The 19963-nt window shown below is 61.7% G+C and carries 18 protein-coding genes; 10 read left to right on the top strand and 8 right to left on the bottom strand.

What is annotated here, in order from left to right:
- Positions 1 to 362: 362 nt before the first annotated feature.
- Positions 363 to 836 (top strand): hypothetical protein, encoded by a 474-nt coding sequence (locus HV770_RS04580; protein WP_175158298.1) that lies wholly within the window; start codon positions 363 to 365, stop codon positions 834 to 836.
- 57 nt (positions 837 to 893) lie between these two features.
- On the opposite strand, the gene HV770_RS04575 is transcribed toward HV770_RS04580, so the two are convergent.
- Positions 894 to 1739 carry an aldo/keto reductase gene (locus tag HV770_RS04575; RefSeq protein WP_175158297.1) on the bottom strand — a complete coding sequence of 282 codons (846 nt, stop codon included), beginning with the start codon at positions 1737 to 1739 and terminating at the stop codon, positions 894 to 896.
- A 190-nt stretch (positions 1740 to 1929) separates the two neighbouring features.
- On the opposite strand from HV770_RS04575, the gene HV770_RS04570 reads away from it, so the two are divergent.
- Positions 1930 to 2676: a GntR family transcriptional regulator gene (locus HV770_RS04570; protein WP_042321463.1), complete on the top strand. Its 747-nt coding sequence runs from the start codon at positions 1930 to 1932 to the stop codon at positions 2674 to 2676.
- A gap of 13 nt (positions 2677 to 2689) precedes the next feature.
- Here the strand turns inward: HV770_RS04570 and HV770_RS04565 are convergent, their stop codons facing one another.
- Positions 2690 to 4081 carry a CoA transferase gene (locus HV770_RS04565; protein ID WP_175158296.1) on the bottom strand — a complete coding sequence of 464 codons (1392 nt, stop codon included), beginning with the start codon at positions 4079 to 4081 and terminating at the stop codon, positions 2690 to 2692.
- Positions 4082 to 4208: 127 nt separating this feature from the next.
- Here HV770_RS04565 and HV770_RS04560 point away from each other — a divergent pair, with 127 nt between their 5' ends.
- On the top strand, positions 4209 to 5450 hold the full coding sequence (locus HV770_RS04560; RefSeq protein ID WP_175158295.1) for a citrate synthase family protein: 1242 nt from the start codon (positions 4209 to 4211) through the stop codon (positions 5448 to 5450).
- 51 nt (positions 5451 to 5501) lie between these two features.
- Here HV770_RS04560 and HV770_RS04555 read toward each other — a convergent pair whose 3' ends face one another.
- The gene (locus HV770_RS04555) at positions 5502 to 5807 is read right to left on the bottom strand and encodes a DUF2917 domain-containing protein (protein WP_175158294.1); all 306 of its coding nucleotides are present in this window, start codon (positions 5805 to 5807) and stop codon (positions 5502 to 5504) included.
- Positions 5808 to 6006: 199 nt separating this feature from the next.
- On the opposite strand from HV770_RS04555, the gene HV770_RS04550 reads away from it, so the two are divergent.
- The 3 genes from HV770_RS04550 (at position 6007) to HV770_RS04540 (ending at position 10535) form a co-directional block, all read left to right on the top strand.
- Positions 6007 to 7422, top strand: coding sequence for an aminotransferase-like domain-containing protein (locus HV770_RS04550; RefSeq protein WP_175158293.1), 1416 nt, complete (start codon positions 6007 to 6009; stop codon positions 7420 to 7422).
- A gap of 141 nt (positions 7423 to 7563) precedes the next feature.
- Positions 7564 to 9024 (top strand): multidrug transporter subunit MdtD, encoded by a 1461-nt coding sequence (gene mdtD, locus HV770_RS04545; protein WP_175158292.1) that lies wholly within the window; start codon positions 7564 to 7566, stop codon positions 9022 to 9024.
- A 236-nt stretch (positions 9025 to 9260) separates the two neighbouring features.
- Entirely contained in the window at positions 9261 to 10535 is a 1275-nt protein-coding gene (locus HV770_RS04540; RefSeq protein ID WP_175158475.1) for an EAL domain-containing protein, read from the top strand.
- Here HV770_RS04540 and HV770_RS04535 read toward each other — a convergent pair.
- A complete protein-coding gene (locus tag HV770_RS04535) occupies positions 10491 to 11474 on the bottom strand; it encodes a sigma-70 family RNA polymerase sigma factor (protein WP_175158291.1) in 984 nt (327 codons plus the stop codon). The two genes, HV770_RS04540 and HV770_RS04535, sit on opposite strands and share 45 nt — an antisense overlap.
- Positions 11475 to 11743: 269 nt before the next feature.
- On the opposite strand from HV770_RS04535, the gene clpP reads away from it, so the two are divergent.
- From clpP to HV770_RS39635, 3 genes are all read left to right on the top strand, one after another.
- Positions 11744 to 12391: an ATP-dependent Clp endopeptidase proteolytic subunit ClpP gene (clpP, locus tag HV770_RS04530; protein WP_175158290.1), complete on the top strand. Its 648-nt coding sequence runs from the start codon at positions 11744 to 11746 to the stop codon at positions 12389 to 12391.
- A 376-nt stretch (positions 12392 to 12767) separates the two neighbouring features.
- Positions 12768 to 14222: an NYN domain-containing protein gene (locus HV770_RS04525; RefSeq protein WP_175158289.1), complete on the top strand. Its 1455-nt coding sequence runs from the start codon at positions 12768 to 12770 to the stop codon at positions 14220 to 14222.
- 163 nt (positions 14223 to 14385) lie between these two features.
- A complete protein-coding gene (locus tag HV770_RS39635) occupies positions 14386 to 14949 on the top strand; it encodes a hypothetical protein (protein WP_175158288.1) in 564 nt (187 codons plus the stop codon).
- Positions 14950 to 15013: 64 nt separating this feature from the next.
- Here the strand turns inward: HV770_RS39635 and HV770_RS04515 are convergent, their stop codons facing one another.
- Positions 15014 to 15586: a glycine zipper family protein gene (locus HV770_RS04515; protein WP_175158287.1), complete on the bottom strand. Its 573-nt coding sequence runs from the start codon at positions 15584 to 15586 to the stop codon at positions 15014 to 15016.
- 275 nt (positions 15587 to 15861) lie between these two features.
- Complete coding sequence (locus tag HV770_RS04510) at positions 15862 to 16194, bottom strand: hypothetical protein (RefSeq protein WP_175158286.1); 333 nt, start codon at positions 16192 to 16194, stop codon at positions 15862 to 15864.
- A 1209-nt stretch (positions 16195 to 17403) separates the two neighbouring features.
- On the opposite strand from HV770_RS04510, the gene HV770_RS04505 reads away from it, so the two are divergent.
- Complete coding sequence (locus tag HV770_RS04505; RefSeq protein WP_217468573.1) at positions 17404 to 18072, top strand: hypothetical protein; 669 nt, start codon at positions 17404 to 17406, stop codon at positions 18070 to 18072.
- A 273-nt stretch (positions 18073 to 18345) separates the two neighbouring features.
- Here the strand turns inward: HV770_RS04505 and HV770_RS04500 are convergent, their stop codons facing one another.
- Both HV770_RS04500 and HV770_RS04495 read right to left on the bottom strand, forming a co-directional pair.
- Positions 18346 to 19533: a restriction endonuclease gene (locus HV770_RS04500; RefSeq protein WP_175158284.1), complete on the bottom strand. Its 1188-nt coding sequence runs from the start codon at positions 19531 to 19533 to the stop codon at positions 18346 to 18348.
- A gap of 121 nt (positions 19534 to 19654) precedes the next feature.
- The gene (locus HV770_RS04495) at positions 19655 to 19942 is read right to left on the bottom strand and encodes a DUF3892 domain-containing protein (RefSeq protein WP_175158283.1); all 288 of its coding nucleotides are present in this window, start codon (positions 19940 to 19942) and stop codon (positions 19655 to 19657) included.
- Positions 19943 to 19963: the final 21 nt, after the last annotated feature.

Raw genomic sequence — 19963 nt, 5'->3', positions numbered from 1 at the left:
GGCAATGGCGGAGCGGACCGGCAATAGTAGGCGCGCGCTCCCCGGTAGGATGCCCCCGCGCCATACTCCGGCCAGCGTTATGCGCCGGGCATGGCGTCCGCGATCCGCTGGCATCGGCAGTGATGTTCTCGATCCCCCGGTCGAGCGTCACCGCCCGAGACCCGTCGCGCGCAACGACTCGCGAACCCGCCAAGCGCGCCGTCATCTCCCGGACATAGTGCCGCCAGACAGCTGCAAATCGTCACGCGAACCGTCACACGAACCGCCGACAACAAAACACGTGGCCGCGCGCCAGTGTTATGGAACCATTCCGGGGCGATCGCCTCATATCAGATTCAACGTTCGATATGAGGGCCTACAACATGCAACGAAACGTTCCTCGCTCCGCGGCACGCGCGGCCACCGGCCTGCTGATGGTTGCCGCTCTGGGCCTCGCATCGCTCGCTCATGCCCAAACACCGGCGCAACCTCCCGCCAAGCCGCTGCCGCCGACCCTGTCGCAGGCGGCGCCCCCCGTCGACCCTAGCTTCTCGGCCTACACGCTCGTGCAGATGTGCAAGCAGAGAGACGACAACGCCGCGCAAGGCCAGTGCGTCGGCGCGATCCGCGGCATCATTCACGGCTATCAGTACGGTGTCCTGTTCCTCGGCCAGCGCGCGGCGCTCCCGGCCAACGAGACGCAGCGCGTGTCGCTGTGTCTGCGCGACGTAGCGGTGTCGTCGATCGTCGCCGATTTCCTCGCGGATGCCGCCCAGGTCGACGACGACGCCCTCAGGCACACCCCCGCCGAAGTCGCCGTGCTGGGCTCCGTCCACATGCACCACGCCTGCACCTGAGCACCTGCATGCGGCGGGCCGCCGTGCCGCAAGCGCTCGCGGCCGCGCTCACCCCATTCACAGCATCTCGAGCGCACGCTTGCTGCGCGGCGGTTTGAAATAGGTGTCGAGAGCGGCAAGCTCGTCTGCGCTGAGCCGCAATTGCGATGCGCGATGGTTGTCGCGCACGTGCTCGACGCGGCCTGACTTCGGAATCGCGCACACGCCGGGCTTCAGCAGCACCCACGCGAGCGCCACCTGGAACACCGAAACGCCGCGCGCGTCGGCGATGTCGTCGAGCGGCGAACGTTTCGGCAGGCGCGCGTGATCGACCGGGCTGTACGCCATCGCCGGCATCTTGCGCGCGGCGAGCCACGGCAGCAGATCGAATTCAGGTCCGCGGCGCGCGACGTTGTAGAGAATCTGATTGGTCGCGCACGCGTCGCCGCCCGGCGCGGCAAGCAGCTCTTCCATGTCGTCGGTGTCGAAGTTGCTCACGCCCCAATGGCGGATCTTGCCCGCCGCGCGCAACGCCTCGAACGCCTGAACGGTTTCCGCGAGCGGCACCGAGCCGCGCCAGTGCAATAGATACAGATCGAGCCGGTCCGTTTTCAAACGCTTCAGGCTCTGCTCGCACGCGGCGATCACGCCGCGCCGGCTGGCGTTGTGCGGATACACCTTGCTAACGAGGAACACCCGGTCGCGCACACCGGCCAGCGCTTCGCCGAGCAGCGTTTCGGTTGCGCCGTCGCCGTACATTTCCGCGGTATCGATCAGCGTCATGCCCAGTTCGATGCCGCAGCGCAACGCGGCGATTTCCGCCGCCCGCCGCGCCGGTGCTTCGCCCATTTCCCACGTGCCCTGCCCCAGTGCCGGGATGCGTTCGCCGTCGGGCAGGCTCACGCTCGCGATATCGCTCGTCATATGGACTCCTCGAAGTGTCTGGATGCAAACCGATGCAGCGGCGCCGCGGCTGCACGCGACGCCCCTACGAAAGTCATAGCGACGAGTTTAGCGGCTCGACGCGCCCGCGGCCGCGGCCCAGGCAAAAGCCCGCTATAACGGGATGCGCCGATGTCATAGAATTGCCGCTTGCCTATCTTGCGTGAGTCCCATGACCTCTGCCTCGGAAGACCGCTGGCGCGACCTGCGCCCGGACCCGGAAAACGACACGCCGCTTTATCTGCAACTTGCCCGCAAGCTCGGTAGTGCCATCCACGAAAACCGCTGGAATGCCGGTGAAGCGCTGCCTTCCGAGCGCGTCCTCTCGGAAGCGCTGGGCGTATCGCGGATCACCTCGCGCAAGGCGATCGCGTTGCTGGTCGAACAGGGGTTGATCCGCCGCACCCAGGGCGCGGGCAGTTTCATCACGCCGCGCTACGAAGATCCGCTGTCGCGTCTGTCGAGCTTTAGCGAAATGCTGCGGCGGCGCGGCTTTACGCCGAGCTCGAAATGGCTGTCGCGCGAGATTTCGCCGGCCAACCGCGATGAGGTGATTCAGCTTGGCCTGTCGCCGGCCGCAGCGGTGACGCGTTTGCGGCGCTTGCGGCTGGCCGACGGCATCGTGATGGCGGTGGAGAACTCCACGTTTCCGGCAGCGGTGATTCCCGATCCGCAAGCCATCGGCGATTCGCTGTACACGTACCTGGAAAATCGCGGCCTGACGATCGTGCGTGCACTGCAGCACTTTCGCGCGGTGAACGCGAGCGAGGAGATCGCGCAGCAGATGAGCATCGCGCCGAACGAGGCGCTGCTGTTGATCACCCGCGTGGGCTATACCGCCGATCAGCGGGCGATCGAATTGACCGACACGTACTGCCGCAACGATTACTACGATTTTGTTGCGGAGTTGCGCAAGTAGCGCCAAAGAGCCGTCACACCCACCTGGCCTCATGCGCGCCGAGCCTAACAGGCGGCAACGCGTAAAAAGCGGGCGTCTCTTCCATCTCTTCGGCCGGCTGCACCCCCAGCACCCGGCCGAACTCCGACTGCACGGTCGCGACGCAATCCCGCACGTCGTCGAGCGTGACATCGGGGGTCCGCCAGCCGTCGGTGACTTGTCCAAAAGACTGCAACCACCGACCCGTTTGCGCGAGCGAGACGCGCACGTGCCAGCTGCCGCCTTCGCTCGCACGCCGCGTCAACGCGACCATCGCGCCGAACGCGGCCAGATAGCCGCTCGCATGATCGAGCGCCTGACACGGCAGATGCTTCGGCTCATCGCAGCCCGCCGCCTGCCGCTCGGCAAAGGCGATGCCGCTCGCAGACTGCACGAGGCTATCGAACCCGCGACGCTGCGCCCAAGGTCCCTCGTGCCCATACGCGCACACCGACACATACACGACTCCCGGCCGCTGCCGCGCCAGCTCTTCGGGGCCGAAGCCGCGCGCCGCCAGCGCGCCGGGACGATATGCCTGCAGAAACACGTCGGCGTCGCCGGCGAGGCCGCGCAAGGTCTCGCGCCCGGCCGCGTCGCGCAGATCGATTAACGCCGAGCGTTTGCCGCGTCCGTTATCGATTACCAGCGGTGCGATGTTCGGCAGATGCGGCCCGTTGATCATCAACACGTCCGCGCCATGATGCGCGAGCGCTCGCCCGGCCACCGGCCCCGCGATGATGCGCGACAGGTCCAGCACCCGCACTCCCGCCAGCGGCCGGTCCGCGCCGCTCGCGCGCGGCGGCTCGGGCGGCGCGTCGCCAATGCGCTCGATCTCGAACAGCGGCAATCTCGCAATCGCTTTCGCCTGGTCGAGTGCGGCCCATTCGTCGGGCATGCGAATCAACGCGGCGCACAAGCCCGCGTCGGCGAGCGTCTGATCGAGCGTCGCGCCGTCCCAGCCGCGAATCGCGGCGGCCACGGCGGCGCGATCATTGCCGCAGCCGAGCACCTTCAGCACACCCTGAAGATGATGCGCAAAGTTCGTATGCAGTTGAATCCAGCGGCCGTCGCGTGTCTCGTAGAAACCCGTGACCGGATCGCGCAGCGCAGGCGGCGGACCCTCGTCCACGCGCAAATAGCGTTCGCTGCGAAACGCCGCCAGCGCGCGCCGCATCTGCACCGACACATGCTGCCGGCGGCCCGTGCGCAAGCGCCAGTATTCGGCCGCCGCGAGACCGGTCGCGGCGATGGTCGCCGACGCCAGACTGCCGACCCGGTAGATCGACGGCAAGCCGGGGTCTGCGCCGCTCAGCGACACCGAGCGCAGCGCACTCGGGTCGCATCCGGCGACGGTCCAGATCTGTTGGAGAGCGAGTTCGGGCGTCATGGCGTTCTTACCGGAGCAGGTGGAAGTGAACCGCGAAGTGACTCGAGTCTAGAATTCCGGCCTGCCGCAATCAATCTTGATTATGATAATCAATATATATTAATTTCTTCGGTTTCTCCGCTTTTCCATGCCGACCACCACTTTCCTGAGCGCCACCGAAGCCGCCGCCGCGCTCGGCATCAGCTTGCCTACGCTCTATGCTTACGTGAGCCGCGGCATGCTCAGTTCGTCGCCGGATGCGCAAGGCAAAAACCGGCTCTACGACGCCGCCGAGGTGCGCCGCCTCGCCCGTCGCAAGGCCGACGGCAAGCGCGCCGGCAAGGTCGCGCAAAAGGTGCTGGACTGGGGCGTGCCGGTGCTTGAATCGTCGATCACGCTGGTCGCCGACGGCCGCCTGCTGTATCGCGGCCACGATGCGATGGAACTGGCGTGCACTGCGTCGCTCGAGGACACGGCGGCCTTGCTGTGGGATTGCAGCGCGCGGCGCATCGCCGAGGTGCCCGCCGTGCCGCTCGCCGCCGCGCAGTGGGCCGCGTGGCTCAGGCTCTGGAGCGACAGCACGCCGCTCGATCGCGCGCTCGTGCTGCTGCCGGCCGCCGCTGCGCACATGCCGCGCGTGTGGGCGCTCGGCCGCGATGCGCAACTTGATACCGCTTGCGCCGTCATGCGGCTGCTGGCCGCCGCGATGATCTCGGCAGCGCCGTCGAACGAGGCGCTGCACCGGCAACTCGCTTGCGCGTGGCGGGTGCGCAACCGGCACCAGGCCGGCCTGCTGCGCGCAGCGCTGGTGGCCTGCGCGGATCACGAACTGAACGCGTCGACCTTCACGGTCCGCTGTATCACGTCGACGGGAACCCACCTGTTCGGCGCCGTGGCGGGAGGACTCGCGGCCCTGGCCGGCCCGCGTCATGGCGGTGAGACGGTGCGGATTGCCGCGCTGCTCGAAGAAGCGTCGCGCGCGCCCGATCTCGATCGCTATCTGGCGAACCGCCTCACGCGCGAGGAAGGCGGCACGCAGGGACCGGTGCTGTCGGGCTTCGGCCATCCGCTTTATCCGGATGGCGATCCGCGGGCACGGCTGCTGTTAGGGATGCTTGCCGACTGTGCGCCAACGCGCTCGCCGCTCGGGGACGTGCTGCGGCTTGCACGCACGGTGTGCGACACGACCGGCGCCGAACCGACCGTCGATTTCGCGCTCGCCGCGATCGAGCGCGTGCTGGATCTGCCGGACGGCGCCGCGTTCACGCTATTCGCGGTGGGCCGGGTGGTCGGCTGGATCGCTCATGCGATGGAACAGACGCGCGATGGACGGTTGATCCGGCCGAGGGCGCGGTACATCGGCGAGTACGACGCGGCGGGCCTGGACTGAGGATCGAAGATCGGTCGGCCCACGGCTCAGCCGACGCTCGCCAAAGCTTTCTCAGGCCACGCCAAGCCAGCGAGGCAAGCGGCCGAACACCGGCAGACTCAGCCCCGGCTTCGGCGCCACCTGCTCGGAGCCGCTCGCCAGTGAAAAGCGTGCGCCGCCCTGACTCGCGCTGATCCACGCGAGCGCCCGGCGCGGCAGCTCGACCGACTCGCCCGCAGCGAGCCAGTGATCCTCGCTCCTGCCTTCGACGGTCAGCCAGATTTCGCCCGAGAGCACCTTAAAAGTCGACGGCCGCGCGACACGCCAGGCCGCCACGGGTTCGCCCTGTTCCAATTCGAAAATCCGCACTTCACGCATCGCCGTTCTCCTTCAAAGAACTTTTCTGTTGTACCGATTATTGACGTGCGATGATCGGATACCCATGCACAGTTCAGAACACTTTCAGTGGAACTGTTCAGTCGAAAAACCGGACAGTTGGGCGACTGATGCATCGTGAATCAGGCGCTTATGCAGTTGGCCGCAGCAGGCACCGCGTCATCCGGAAGGAAGCAAGCGCATGAAACTCGAAATCCAGCTCGATCGCGATAACGGCGTGCCGCTCACCGAGCAGATCGTCGCGGGCGTCACCGCGTGGATCCGCTCGCGCACCGCGCATCCCGGCTCAAAGCTGCCGTCGATCCGCCAGTTCGCCGCCGACTTCGGCGTGAGCCGCTTTCCGGTGATCGAGGCATATGACCGGCTGGTGTCGCTCGGCTATGTCGAGTCGCGCCACGGTTCCGGCTTTTATGTCGCCGACCGTCAGCCGCTCGCGACGGGTTGTCAGGGTGCCTCGGACCCGCGCCGCGCCGAAGACGAATCGGGACATTTACTGCAGCAGTTCAACCATCCCGGCGAAACACTGAAGCTCGGCAGCGGCTTCATCCCGGAAAGCTGGCGTGACACGGACAGCCTCGCGCAAGCGATCCGCCACGTGTCGCGCACCGACCGGCAGAGCATGGTCGATTACGCGACGCCGCTCGGCAACCTGACTTTGCGCGAGCATCTGCAAAGCCGGATCGGACAATTGGGAATTCAGGCGGACGCGTCGCAGATTTTGATCACCAACGGCGCGAGCCAAGCGCTGGATCTGCTAATGCGTTACCTGCTCAAGCCCGGCGATACGATCTTTGTCGAAGACCCCGGCTACTACAATCTGTATGGCTTGCTGAAGCTGCACGGCGTGAAGCTGATCGGCATTCCGCGCACGCGCAACGGTCCTGACCTCGACGTCATGCAGGAGCAGCTCAAGACACACCGGCCGAGGCTGCTGTTCATCAATACCGTGTTCCACAACCCGACCGGCACCACGGTCGCGCCACAAGTGGCCTTCCGGCTGCTGCAGCTGGCACGCGAGCATGCCTTCTCGATCATCGAGGACGACATCTACGCCGACTTCCAGACCGAGCTCACCGACCGCCTCGCCACCCTCGATCAACTCGAACATGTGATCTACGTGGGTGGGCTGTCGAAGACACTATCGTCGTCGCTGCGGATCGGCTGCGTGGTGGCGAGCCACGCGATCATCAAGGATCTGGTCGACATCAAGATGCTGACGAGTATTGGTTGCTCGCGCTTTGCGGAAGCGGTCGCGGTGTCGCTGCTGGAGCGCGGCGCGTACCGGAAATATCTGGAGCGCATGCGTCGCCGCATGCGTGACGCGCTTGGTTCGACGATCCAGACACTCGAAGACGCGGGCTGGGAGATTTTCGAAAAGCCGGTGGGCGGCAAGTTCGTGTGGGCGCGCGTGCCGCATGTCGCCGATGCCGAACGGCTGGTCGCATGCGGTGCGCCGCTTGGGGTGACGGTGGTGCCGGGCAGCTACTTCCGGCCGAATATGGAGACGAGTCCGTGGATCAGGATTCACGTGGCGTTTGGTAATGAGCCGCGGGCGCAGGCGTTTTTTCATGCGGCGGCGGCGCTGGACGGGGGCTGAGCATCCCGCTCCTACCGCGCCCCCGAGGCCAGTTCTCAACGCCTCTCGCCCATCATGCCCGATGCTCCCTGGGCTGCGCCGCACTCCGCTTTTCCCTAGAATAGCGAGTCCCAGCCCGTCCTGCGCGCCCAGCCGCCCTCCATGTCCACGACGCCGACTCCGCCCGCCTCCGCTGTCAACGCCCCCTCGGGACCTTCGGCCCGCTCCCTCACCGTGATGCTGTGGCTCGTCGCCACCGGCTTCTTCATGCAGACGCTCGACTCGACCATCGTCAACACCGCGCTCCCCGCGATGGCGACGAGCCTCGGCGAGTTGCCGCTGCGCATGCAATCCGTGGTGATCGCCTATTCGCTGACGATGGCGGTGATGATCCCGGTGTCCGGCTGGCTCGCGGACAAACTCGGCACGCGGCGCGTGTTCTTCAGCGCGATCCTCGTGTTCGCGGTCGGCTCGCTGCTGTGCGCGAACGCGCACACGCTGAATCAGCTGGTGTTCTTCCGCATCATGCAGGGCATGGGCGGCGCGATGCTGCTGCCGGTCGGACGGCTCGCTGTGCTGCGCACCTTTCCGGCGGAACGTTATTTGGCGGCGCTCTCGTTCGTCGCGATTCCTGGCCTGATCGGACCGCTGATCGGTCCTACGCTCGGCGGCTGGCTCGTGAAAATCGCCTCGTGGCACTGGATCTTTCTGATCAACGTACCGGTGGGGATCGTGGGCTGCATCGCCACGTTCATCTTCATGCCGGATAGTCGCAACGAACACACCGGCAAGTTCGACATAAAAGGCTACCTGCTGCTGATCGTCGGCATGGTGGCAATTTCCTTCGCGCTCGACGGTCGTACCGAGTTCGGCATTCAGCACGCAACGGTGCTGGTGCTGCTGATCCTGAGCCTCGCCTGTTTCGTCGCCTACGCGTTGCATGCAGTGCGCGAACCCGCGCCGATCTTCCCGCTCGACCTTTTCAAGATCCACACGTTCAGCGTCGGCCTGCTCGGCAATCTGTTCGCCCGGATCGGCAGCGGTTCGATGCCCTACCTGATCCCGCTGCTGTTGCAGGTGAGCCTCGGCTACAGCGCATTCGAAGCCGGCCTGATGATGCTGCCGGTGGCCGCCGCCGGCATGGCGTCCAAACGCCTCGTGACGAAGCTGATCGTCCAGTACAGCTATCGGCGCGTGTTGATCGTGAACACGGTGCTGGTCGGCCTGGCCATGGCGAGTTTCGCACTGACCAGCGCGAATCAGCCGCTGTGGCTGCGGCTCGTGCAACTGGCGGTGTTCGGCGCCGTCAACTCGATACAGTTCACCGCGATGAACACGCTGACGCTCAAGGACCTGGGCACCGGCGGTGCGAGCAGCGGCAACAGCCTGTTTTCGCTCGTCCAGATGCTGTCGATGAGTCTCGGCGTGACCGTTGCCGGCGCGCTGCTCGCGACCTTCACCGGCCTGTTGCAGCGGGTGACCGCGATCAACTCGCTGCCCGCGTTTCATGCGACGTTCCTGTGTGTCGGCATCATCACCGCCTGCTCGTCGTGGATCTTCGCGCAACTCTCGCCGGACATCCGCACGCCGGCAAAAAAGACCGATCCGTCAGAGCGGACCTGACATGCATCGCGCCCGTCGCCGACCCGCAACGGGGCGCAACCCGCACCAGCGAAGTGCGACGCAACGCGTTCGCACCCGCGCTGGCGCACAATCGTCGTATCAGCGCGCGGCTGCGACACGCACAGGCTGTGTTTCTGCATGCGCATAGTTCTTGCTCGCCTATCCTGTAAACTCTCGTTTTGCGCGCACCTTCGTAACGAGCCGCAGCGCGCCGCCAACTCCATACGACCGACATGATGAGCATGATCGAACTCGATCCTCCCGGCTTCCAGCCGCCGCGCCCGATGGCCGGCGACGAAGGCTCCCGGCGCACCGTCCTGTATGGCGGCTACACCGTCTTCAGCGTCTTTCAGCCAGTTTTCTCGGTGTCGCACCGGCGCGCGATCGGCTACCATGCGTCGCTGCGGGCACACGACGAACATGCGCAACAAGTGCCCTCCCACGAGGTTTTCACGCAGGCCGCGCGGCGCGGCGACCTGCTGGAGCTCGGCCGGTTGGCCGAATCGCTGCATCTCGGCAACTTCAACGCGTTCGACAGCCACGATGAGTGGCTCTTCCTGAGCCTGCACCCGGCCGCGCTGATGGACACCAGCTACGGCGATGCCCTGCTGGCGGGCCTCAAGGCGCTCGGCCTGCCGCCGCAACGTGTGGTGCTCGAAGTGTCCGAGCAGGCAGGCGGGGAAACCACGCGCTTCGCCGAAATCATCGACTCGTTGCGCAAATCCGGTTTCCTGATCGCGCTCGACGGCTTCGGCGCGAAACATTCGAACATCGACCGCGTGTGGAATCTGCGTCCGGACATCGTCACACTCGACCGCTGCATCCTCGCGCAAGCCAGCGAGCACTCGCATATTGAACGCGTGCTGCCGGGCCTCGTCTCGCTGCTGCACGAGTCCGGGCAACTGGTGCTGATGGGCGGCCTGAGCACCGAGCGCGACGCGCTGATCGCGCTCGAATGCAACGTGGACTTCGTGCAAGGCACGTTCTTCGCGGGCCCAAGCGTCGAGCCGGTCAAGCCGCAAGCCGCGGCCGGACTGATGGACTCGCTTTCGGCCGCGTTGCGCGAGCGGGTCGCCGCACGCCAGCGCGCACAGTCCGCGCGCCTCGCACCCTACGTCACGGCGCTGGAGACAGCCGCCGCACAACTGATGGCCGGTGAGTCGATCGCCCACGCCACCGCCCCATTGCTGTTGCTCGGAGAAACTGCACGCTGCTTCGTGCTCGACGGTTCGGGCCGGCAGATCGGCGACAACGTGCTGCCGCCCGGGCGCACGTCGCAACGCGCGAAGCGCTTCCGGCCGCTGTTGCATTCGCAAGGCGCTAGTTGGGAACGCCGGCCGTACTTTATCCAGGCGATGCGCGTGCCCGGCCAAGTGCATCTCACGCCGCCTTATCTGTCGATCAACGAAGCGCATCTGTGTGTCACCGCCTCGATCGCCGCGCATACGCCGCATGGCACACAGGTGTTATGCGTCGATATCAACTGGGAACTCGCGGCGCATCGCAACTGAAGGCGCCGGGTGCCGCCGGATGCGCGAGAGCAACTGCGCGACGGCGGCACGGCCCAGCACCCGGTTGGCAGCTTGCAAACGCGTGGCGCTGGTCACGATGCGCAGTGCGATGATCTTTGTCGAGCCATCCGCCACGCCATTTGTCCACACGTCGAGCACGCCGACGACGTCGCCTTCGAAGAACAGGGCGACACACATGTTCCCTTCGATCGACACCACCTCGGCATTGCTCGCCTGCTGCGCGAGCGACGTGACCGTGTCCACCCACTCTGCCGCTGCCGGCTCGCGTGCGCATGCAGGCGCACACACGGGCGCGTCGCTCACGACGTCAGGGGTGTCGCTGAAGAGCCGCAGCAACCCGGTTCGATCCTGCGCCTCCAGCGCCGTGCGCAAACGCTCGACGATGCGCGCATGCGCGACAGGGTCGGTCCGCTCCAACGGCGCACCCGCGCGCTGCAAACGCGCCTTGGCCCGATGGACGATCTGCCGGCAACTCGCCGGTGTGCGCTCGAGAATTTTTGCAATCTCCGCGTAGTCGCAATCGAAGGCTTCGTGCAACACGAAAGCCGCGCGTTCGTCGGGCTTCAGGCGTTCGAGCAGCAGCATCACGCCGTAGGACATCTCCGCCGCCCGCAACGCGAGTTCTTCCGCCGACGGCGCCATCTCGTCGAGCCACGGTTCCGGCAGCCAGCCCGCAGCCTGCGAGCGTTCGCGTTGCACGTGCCGCAGACGGTCGATCGCCGTGCGCGTGGCGATCGTGGTAAGCCAGGCGGCCGGCGTTTGCACCGCGCGCGTATCTGCCAGTTGCCATTTGAGCCAGACGTCCTGCACCACGTCTTCCGCTTCGGCGCGGCTGCCGAGCATCCGGTACGCCAGCGCGAGCAGGCGGGCGCGCACGGCCTCGAAACTGGATGCCTTATTGATTCCTTGTTCCGTCATACATAGACCTCCGGATCGTGCGTGGTGAAAAATTGCGCGCCTTGCCTGCCGCGGGACTGCCGAGGCGCTCGCCATAGTCTGCATTCTTTCCAGCTTGACGCCCGAGCACATGCCGATGTGACAGCGCGGCGCAAAAATATTCCTGTCACGCGGCCACGGGTTGCCTCGTCAAGTGAGCAACAACCGGCGCGTGGCGCGCGCGGTTTGTGAACCGGCCGCAATCGGCATCCATCGGCTATTCGTGCCGCACCGCCAATTACAGGACACCTATGCACTCGACCCATCCATCCGTCACCGGTCTCGGCCTCGTTCCCACTGTGATCGAACAGTCGGGGCGTGGCGAGCGTGCCTACGACATTTACTCCCGTTTGCTGCGCGAGCGCATCGTGTTTCTGGTCGGGCCCGTCAACGAACAATCAGCCAGTCTGATTGTCGCCCAGTTGCTGTTTCTGGAATCCGAAAATCCCGACAAGGATATTTCCTTTTATATCAACTCGCCGGGCGGCTCGGTGTACGACGGCCTCGCGATCTACGACACCATGCAGTTCATCAAGCCCGAGGTGTCGACGTTGTGTACCGGCTTTGCCGCGAGTATGGGAACGTTCCTGCTCAGCGCAGGCCAGCACGGCAAGCGGTATGCGTTGCCGAACGCGCGCATCATGATTCACCAGCCCTCCGGTGGCAGCCAGGGCACGGCGGCGGACGTCGAGATTCAGGCGAAGGAAGTGCTGTATCTGCGAGCGCGCCTGAACGCCATCACGGCCGAGCGCACGGGGCGCAGCCTCGAGGAAATCGTGCGCGACACGGACCGCGACAATTTCATGTCGGCGCATGAAGCGAAGGGGTATGGCTTGATCGACGGCGTGCTGGAAACGCGCGCAGGGCTGGGCGAAATGCTGCGGCGGCATGACATGTAGTGACGGCAACCCGTCGCCCTTCCGGCTTTCAACCAACACTTCGAGAGCCAAAACTTGTGTTCGGCGGCCTCTCGCATTTCCGCCATGGTGCAGGTGCCTCCGTTCGGAGCCGGCCCGAGCGCGCAATGCACGCCTGTTCCAATTCATACAACCAAACTCAATGCGCCATTCAGACGCTTTCCGCTCGGCTCGATCGAGCACCACGCGCTCTCCTCGTTACGGAAAGAGGGCGTGGCGTCCGCCCTGACCACTCGTGCGCCCTCATTTTTACTGTCCCGGTCGGTGCGGCGAGAACACAAAAGCTGCTCACCTTCGCTGGAATCGCTATCATGGTCGCGATCCGTCGAATTCGACGATCGCTTCAATGGAGATATACATGGCGTCATCCAACGAAAACGTCAGCATGGCGCTATTCTGCGACTTCGAAAACGTCGCGCTCGGCGTGCGTGACGCAAAGTACGACAAGTTCGATATCAAGCTGGTGCTCGAACGTCTGCTGCTCAAGGGCAGCATTGTCGTCAAGAAGGCGTATTGCGACTGGGATCGCTACAAGAGTTTCAAAGGCGCGATGCACGAGGCCAATTTCGAGTTGATCGAGATTCCGCACGTGCGCCAATCAGGCAAGAATTCCGCGGATATCCGGCTCGTGGTCGACGCGCTCGATCTCTGCTATACGAAATCGCACGTCAATACGTTCGTCATCATCAGTGGCGATTCGGATTTTTCGCCACTGGTGTCAAAGCTGCGCGAGAACGCCAAGCAGGTGATCGGCGTTGGCGTACAGCAATCCACGTCCGACCTGCTGATCGCTAACTGCGACGAGTTCTTCTTTTACGACGACCTCGTGCGCGAAAGTCAGCGTGCGGTCGCGAAGCGCGAGTCGGCTCGCCCGCAGCAAAACGCTCAACAGACGGCCAAACGCGCGCCCGATGAAGATAAGAGCCGGCAGAAGGAAGATCTGGAAAAACGCCGTACCAAGGCAGTCGAGATCGCGGTGCAAACCTTCGATGCGCTCGCGTCCGAACGTGGCGACAGCGGCAAGATCTGGGCATCCGTATTGAAGAACGCAATCAAGCGCCGCAAACCGGATTTCAACGAGACCTACTACGGTTTTCGTGCGTTCGGCAATCTGCTGGAAGAAGCGCACGCGCGTGGACTGCTCGAGTTTGGCCGCGACGAAAAGTCCGGGGCGTACGTGTATCGCAGCACGGCGGCGGGCGCGGCCGGCGAAAGCGTGAATGAGCCTGGCGAATCAGAATCGGCCGAACAGTTGTATGAGGCGCAGGTTGCTGAAACGTCGGCCACCGCTATCGAGCCAGCGGGCAAGCACGAGTCGCGTCGCAGGGGCCGCGGCAATCGCAAGTCGGCACGTGGTCAGCAGGAGGTCGCTCAGGAAGAGCGAGCCACCGTTGACCAAGCAGGTCACGCGCAAGCGTGGGAGGACGAGCCACAGGCACGTGAGCCAGTGCAGCATCAGGCGCCGTTGGCCAGTGCATCGCATGTCGAACGGCCGGAAGCCACTTTGGTGGAACCGCCGAGCAACGCTGCTGCGTCGGATGCGGTCGGTGGCAATGAAGACGCCCCGGAAACGGACGGCAATCAGGCGGAGCGTCGCAAGACACGCGCGCCGCGCAAGACCGCCGCGAAGAAAGGGAAGAAAAGCACGCCGCGAACGATCGATGACGTGCCCGAGATCGCCGCGCCTGCTGAAGCACCAGCACCGGTTGTCGACACCGAGCAAGCTCCTGTCGCCGCCAGGAAGGCAGCGCGCAAAGCCGCGCCGCGGAGCCGTCGTCCGCGTAAGACAGCGGCGACGAGCGACACGGAGTAAGCGGCCTGCATTGCGTGAATCGCGCAGATTGGGCTCGGAGCGGACTATCGCATGCGCATGCAACGGAACATCGTGCGTATTGAGCACAAAGCCCCTGCTCATTATGAGCAGGGGCTTTGCAACGCCAATCCACTGTGTGCCTGTCGCGCCAAGAACCGCAGATATGTCCTCAGTCGGACGAAATTCGACGTCCATTGCCAAAGCGGAAATCGACCACAAGCGCCAATTTCTCTGGAAACGCCATCGTCGCATTCCGTTACGGCGCCAGCTCCAATCACCCCCTTATCGCAGCACCATATATACCCTACTGCGCGCGATCATCGGACGTGATGAGCTTGTTGCCAGCACCCCACTGGTTGCGCGTGCCCCCCGATTGCTGTTGTACAAGTCGCGCGAGCGGTTGCCGCCGTCGTACATGCGCAAAGCACCGGTCGTGCCATTGTCCGCCGCCGGCACGATTGCATTGCTCGCCCCTTTGGCCGACATGGCCGGCGTCGCGCCGGGATCAAGGAAATGTGGTCGGGCTTCGCAACGCAAGTATCCGACCAGCCACGCGCACGCTCGCTATCCGATACTCGGATCAAAGAGCCGGCTTGCGGTCTCTGCCTATTCGCCTCATCGTCGCTCGGTGCGCGAGCGCTCGGCGCGTCGAGTGCTCGAAAGCGTATCGCGTCTTTCCAGCAGAAAGCGCGAAATCCTGGGGAGCGGTGGCCGCCGTCCCCGTTGAAGACAGCCGGTGCCAACGGCTGAATGTGCCGTCGAACCGCCGTCAATAACATCCCACAACGAGTTCAGTAGTACGGATAAGGTGCATACATAACCGGCGGCGGCGCGACGTATCCCGGAGGAGGCGCATAGTAAGGCTGCGGCGCGACATACACCGGTTGCGGCGCGGCGTAATAAGGTCGAGGCTGCGCGATCGTGTCACCCTTCGAGGTCATGCACTGCGCGTACGCGGCGTCATAGTGCGCCTGCAAGCCGGCGGCGGAATACTGCGCGCTGTTGGCGCCGTTCGCGCCGCCGATCAGTAGTCCGCTGCCCGCGCCAATCGCTGCGCCCGCGCCTGCATTGCCGGCCGCCGCGCCGAACAGCGCGCCGATCGCCGCACCGCCGAACGTGCCCAGCGCCGCGCTATTCACGCTGTTCGTGGTGCCCGCCTGCGCCGCCCCGGACGAGTTCGTGGAACGATTCGCGTAGTCACGGCACGCATAGTCGTTCTGCTGGAACTGCTCGAGCGATTCACCGCTGTGCGGCAGCGCGACAATGCTCGGGCCGCTCGGCGGCATCACCGCGCACCCGCCGAGTGCGAGTGCAACAACGGCGGCAGGTATCGCCATACTTATTGATTTAGTGCTGAACATCATGCGGTGCGTTTCGAGATGGGAATTCAAACGTTAAGCCAATCGGCGCAATCCATGGTTACCGGATAGTTACAGAAAGTTATTCGCCGGGCCGTGCGCCGTGGCTGGTGAATCGAGAGCGTGTCTCGCATCGCGCGCAGCGTCGCCAGCGTTAAATCGGATAACGCTTGTCAGCGCGCCGCGGATCAAATTTCGCATCGCACCGCCTAGACTCGTTTGCACGCGACTGCACATACCACCCGCCGCAAGACTCGGTCCCGGTGACGTGCGGGGCTCGACTATACGCGCAGTCGCAGCGCGGGGCTATCGCTGCGTGCCCACAAAAGGAAGGATGACTCAATGAAACGTCTGGCTTTGGCTGTGAGGATGGCTTGCGCCGCGTGTGCATCGTCCGTCTTCGGGCAGTCGGATTCGGGGCTGTCCGCCGATGCGACCCAGCAGCCGGTCACGACATTGACGAGCTCGGCCATCGCGCAGGATTTCCAGTACATGAACCATCCGCCGACACATTCCGCGCCCGCGAGGTCGGTGTGCGACGTCCGGTGGCGGTGGCGGTCGCGGCCATCGGCATCGACGGATGTCGAGCAATCCGGATGGCGGCGGTGGAGCATCGACACTGTCTCGAGCCATCTATCCGCGCGGTATAGCGAGGCGGGAAAGACGCATGTGATGCACGTCGTTGACGCGCTGCATCGTTACTAACTGTGACAAAAACGCGTTTTCACCGCGGCCTTGAAAGTTGCAATCGCGCTGGTCACCGCGCCGACATCGACGCTCGTTTGATCGAGCGCGCCCCGCCCCACCACTCCAAGGCCCAAAAAAAGAAAAGCCCTCACACCGGAGGGCTTTCACTTTTGCAACAGTTGCCAACGCCATGACGTTATCGAACTCACATCGCCCCAAGCCGATCAGGCGACACGAATCTTGCCGTCACGCGGCTACCGGCAATTGTTTCGTCACAAAAAAGTTAAGAGAGCCTCGCAATAAAGTTTGGGAGAAAAATGACTTTCACAAAATTTACAACGATTACACTTCCCATTCCACCATATCGATAAACGCATCTTGAACGGACAGTGGCGTATCGAACAAAACATAATCCACACTACAAGCGGCCCAATCTGATTCATTGAAAGGCGTTCGCAGGCATTTTTCCTTACTTTAATGCTAGATCAGTATCCGCGACAAAGGCCAGTTTAGACGTGTGCGGCTCACGATCCAGCAACCACGGATCGACGCAGCAAATCTAAACTCAACCGGCAACCCCGTTCTTCACTGACGATCAAAAAAGGCATTCCATCTGAAGCATGGTTGAGGTTGTCCCCCTTCTTCCTCCGGTTGTTCCAATCCGCGCGTTGCAACCGTCGTGCGATGCCATGGGGATGGGGAATGGCAGCAACATAAGCGACCCGTGTTTCTCACGTGCTCAGATGTGTCCATACGTTCAGAATTCTCCCGCAATGCCGTTAACTCTTGTTCCGACTGAAATTTTCAATGTCGACGAAATTGAAAAGCAACAACAATTTTATTTAAAAACATGACATCAATTCGAATTGCAGCAGCACTCATTATTCTTTTATCCACAATAATAACAATCACAACACTACCAATTCTCACAATATACATCTTAAGGCGCGTTACAGCTGCATCTAAGCGATTTTATGTAAAAAAACAAGATTATTGATTTTTTAAGTAAAATACTGATGCCATTCGGCCATACGTCGACGGTTGCGGTCGCGATATTGTCCGCAGTAGTCGCGGGCATTTGCATATTTTCCTACATTCAACAAGTTGATATTTATTCAGGAGCTGGAATACTTGTCTTGATTACTCTTATTCCTGTCACCTCTGTCTCAATTTTGCTTGCTCGCGCCGAAAAATTTAACACTTGGCTTGCTCTGCCAACAGTTAAACTTATTTTTTTCGTGAGCTTTGCTGCCTGCGTGTGGGCGGGCCATGCCCAAACAGTAGAAATGCTCTCTAGCACGTACGGAGCAGCATCCGAACACATGAACTTGGCCTTTGGCGCGGGTACCTTCACTGCAGCCTTGGGATTTCTCGCCTTCCCATTTTCATTGGGTATGGTAGCAACCCAATTGATGTCTTTCTTTGCGATTGCCGTATCTGAATTGAGATCTGACAAATACGCTCGACGAAAACAGTTCGCGGCTGTCACCGCTCTGTTCTTACTCACACTAGTGCTCGGCACCTGTTCGATTGCACCGCAATTGCTATTTACTTCTGGGGTAAAAGAATTTTTTGTCGATACTATTGCATACGGATCAGATCTCTATGATGCCTCCAAATGTGATCCGGATGTGAAAGTTGGAAAAATCGCGTTCATCGACCCAAAGCACGAGAGAGCTTTGGTTTTCATCAGACACCCGTTGCTTAGCAAGAGACTTGCGCAGTATAACAAGGACGATTTCAAACTAATGAAGCCAACTCTTGCCGGGCTCCTAGAATGCAAATACACAAAATATAAGATGTGATCTATCCTTTAATCCAATATTCAATAAAATATCCTATCTAGATATCAAGACAATACTTCGTAAAACATGCTGTCAGGATTCAATCCGTTGAAATTTTTGATGCCCGCAAGCCCAATCTCAGCGAGATACGTACGTTCTCAACATGCGCAACTCGGCTTCCGCGTATGCCATCCTCGCCGCAGGCGGATGAGCAAGAGTCCGCCGTGACACAACCTCTCCACATCATGTTTCGAGGAGTTCCCGCACGCACTACTAGAGCATCTCTACAGCCTTTTACCGCAGGCTGAATTCTGCAATGAGCGAGGGTCTTGCTGCCAGCAGTAGCTCGAGATGGCTTTCCGGCCACATCTCAATTCGCAACGCGCTGTCTGAATGGTTGTGTTTTTCCACAGATAGGATGGCGTCGCTCGTGAACCGTCCCGATGTGGCAATAACGTGAACATCAACGCGTGGCGGTTCCCAAGTCTTCATCTGCTCGCGGAGCGTAGCGATCTCAGCAATGCCGACGCTCTTACTGAGCCAGTGCTTGCATTGAATGATGACCCGTTGCCGCGTGGTTCCACCTAGCGTGTCAGTCTGTACGCGGAACACTGATACGTCACGTCCTCGATCTGGTGCTTCTGTCTTAGTCAACCATGCTGCGTTTTCATAGCCCGGCTCAGTAGCAACAAGCGCGAAGATAAGTCGCTCAAACTGTTCTTCGGTTAGGTTGTCCCATCTAAGCTTGGTCGCGACAGAACCTCGCGGCTTCGCCCCGATCAAGGTTTCTAGATCTTCGATACCAACCGGCATAGGCTCATTATCTCCATACATAGACTTTTGAAGTCCGGCCCTTGCAGCGGGCCAGTCATGCAGGATAATGTCTTGTAGATCTCCGTATAGCCCGAAGCGAATGTGACGACCTAGGTCGCTCCATCGTGGGGGCTTGGATATGCTGCTACCCATTAGCATGTTGATCTGAGCGACGTTCTGCTTCAACTCCTCGAATTGTTGATGCTCGACCTCAAGATGCCTTTCGGTTGTTTCCGGGAGATGGGAGAGGACCTGAATGCACTCGTCCACACCCGATATAAGTTCTTGCAATGCGTCACGAACAAGCTCACGGCGCATCTGATCGAACTGCATGCGATATTGCCGGAGTGTCCTTGATGGTTCCTCTATCGAGCGCCCAACGGAGATCTTGCATTCGATTTCACCCACCTCTTCGGCATCTAGGCGGTTTTGCGCAATCTCGTCTAATTCCATGAGGTGAATGTCCGGCTTCCATCCTCTGATCTTAGGAAGGGCTGCATAGACGGCGTCAAAATGGTAGCAGTTGCTTTCGTAGTCGGGATTGCTGCCGAAGACGATGCCTTGCGGAATTGCTTCGTTAATTGCGTCAAGCAGGCGTTCCGCTTTTACGAGATTTGCCTCAACCGCCTCGAATTGGCGCAATGCGGCGTTCATGGTGCTCTCAGTCATTTACTGTTCCACACAAGAGACGATGCGAACGCGAACTAGGAAGATCAGACTCGCCAACCCCTCTTAGGAATGCAAGCCGCCGAAGCATCCTGGCATTTCTTTCAAGCTAATTTTAACGAGGTTAAGGACATTCAGGAAGGGACAAAAGATTATCCACAATGGACGAATCACGATTAGTTTTTAAATATTTGCGCCCCTCTACCGAGGTTGATACGACTACTTCGGCAGTTATATTTCCAACAACCACATAAAATGCCCACCTCCCGGATTCGATTCCTTCTATCGCGTTGGCCTGCGCAATGCGCCAACGCGATTTATCGGCGTTCATTCCACCTATATAAGATATCTGTTCATGCCGGTTTCCTCGGTCTATTTTATTGATACACAGGACGCGGTGTCTGGCCGTCATTAAATTTCTCCGCATTCAAGA

This window comes from Paraburkholderia fynbosensis (assembly GCF_902859935.1).
GTDB lineage: Bacteria > Pseudomonadota > Gammaproteobacteria > Burkholderiales > Burkholderiaceae > Paraburkholderia > Paraburkholderia fynbosensis.
Note: the sequence above shows the minus strand (reverse complement) of the source record. Positions and strands in the feature narration are given on the sequence as shown.

Coding starts and splice junctions, on each gene's coding strand:
- HV770_RS04495 (WP_175158283.1), bottom strand. CDS start 19,942: ATGACGGCCAGACACCGCGTCCTGTGTATCAATAAAATAGACCGAGGA.
- HV770_RS04500 (WP_175158284.1), bottom strand. CDS start 19,533: ATGACTGAGAGCACCATGAACGCCGCATTGCGCCAATTCGAGGCGGTT.
- HV770_RS04575 (WP_175158297.1), bottom strand. CDS start 1,739: ATGACGAGCGATATCGCGAGCGTGAGCCTGCCCGACGGCGAACGCATC.
- HV770_RS04515 (WP_175158287.1), bottom strand. CDS start 15,586: ATGATGTTCAGCACTAAATCAATAAGTATGGCGATACCTGCCGCCGTT.
- HV770_RS04550 (WP_175158293.1), top strand. CDS start 6,007: ATGAAACTCGAAATCCAGCTCGATCGCGATAACGGCGTGCCGCTCACC.
- HV770_RS04570 (WP_042321463.1), top strand. CDS start 1,930: ATGACCTCTGCCTCGGAAGACCGCTGGCGCGACCTGCGCCCGGACCCG.
- mdtD (WP_175158292.1), top strand. CDS start 7,564: ATGTCCACGACGCCGACTCCGCCCGCCTCCGCTGTCAACGCCCCCTCG.
- HV770_RS04555 (WP_175158294.1), bottom strand. CDS start 5,807: ATGCGTGAAGTGCGGATTTTCGAATTGGAACAGGGCGAACCCGTGGCG.
- HV770_RS04565 (WP_175158296.1), bottom strand. CDS start 4,081: ATGACGCCCGAACTCGCTCTCCAACAGATCTGGACCGTCGCCGGATGC.
- HV770_RS39635 (WP_175158288.1), top strand. CDS start 14,386: ATGTCCTCAGTCGGACGAAATTCGACGTCCATTGCCAAAGCGGAAATC.
- HV770_RS04535 (WP_175158291.1), bottom strand. CDS start 11,474: ATGACGGAACAAGGAATCAATAAGGCATCCAGTTTCGAGGCCGTGCGC.
- clpP (WP_175158290.1), top strand. CDS start 11,744: ATGCACTCGACCCATCCATCCGTCACCGGTCTCGGCCTCGTTCCCACT.
- HV770_RS04560 (WP_175158295.1), top strand. CDS start 4,209: ATGCCGACCACCACTTTCCTGAGCGCCACCGAAGCCGCCGCCGCGCTC.
- HV770_RS04580 (WP_175158298.1), top strand. CDS start 363: ATGCAACGAAACGTTCCTCGCTCCGCGGCACGCGCGGCCACCGGCCTG.
- HV770_RS04540 (WP_175158475.1), top strand. CDS start 9,261: ATGAGCATGATCGAACTCGATCCTCCCGGCTTCCAGCCGCCGCGCCCG.
- HV770_RS04525 (WP_175158289.1), top strand. CDS start 12,768: ATGGCGTCATCCAACGAAAACGTCAGCATGGCGCTATTCTGCGACTTC.
- HV770_RS04510 (WP_175158286.1), bottom strand. CDS start 16,194: ATGCTCCACCGCCGCCATCCGGATTGCTCGACATCCGTCGATGCCGAT.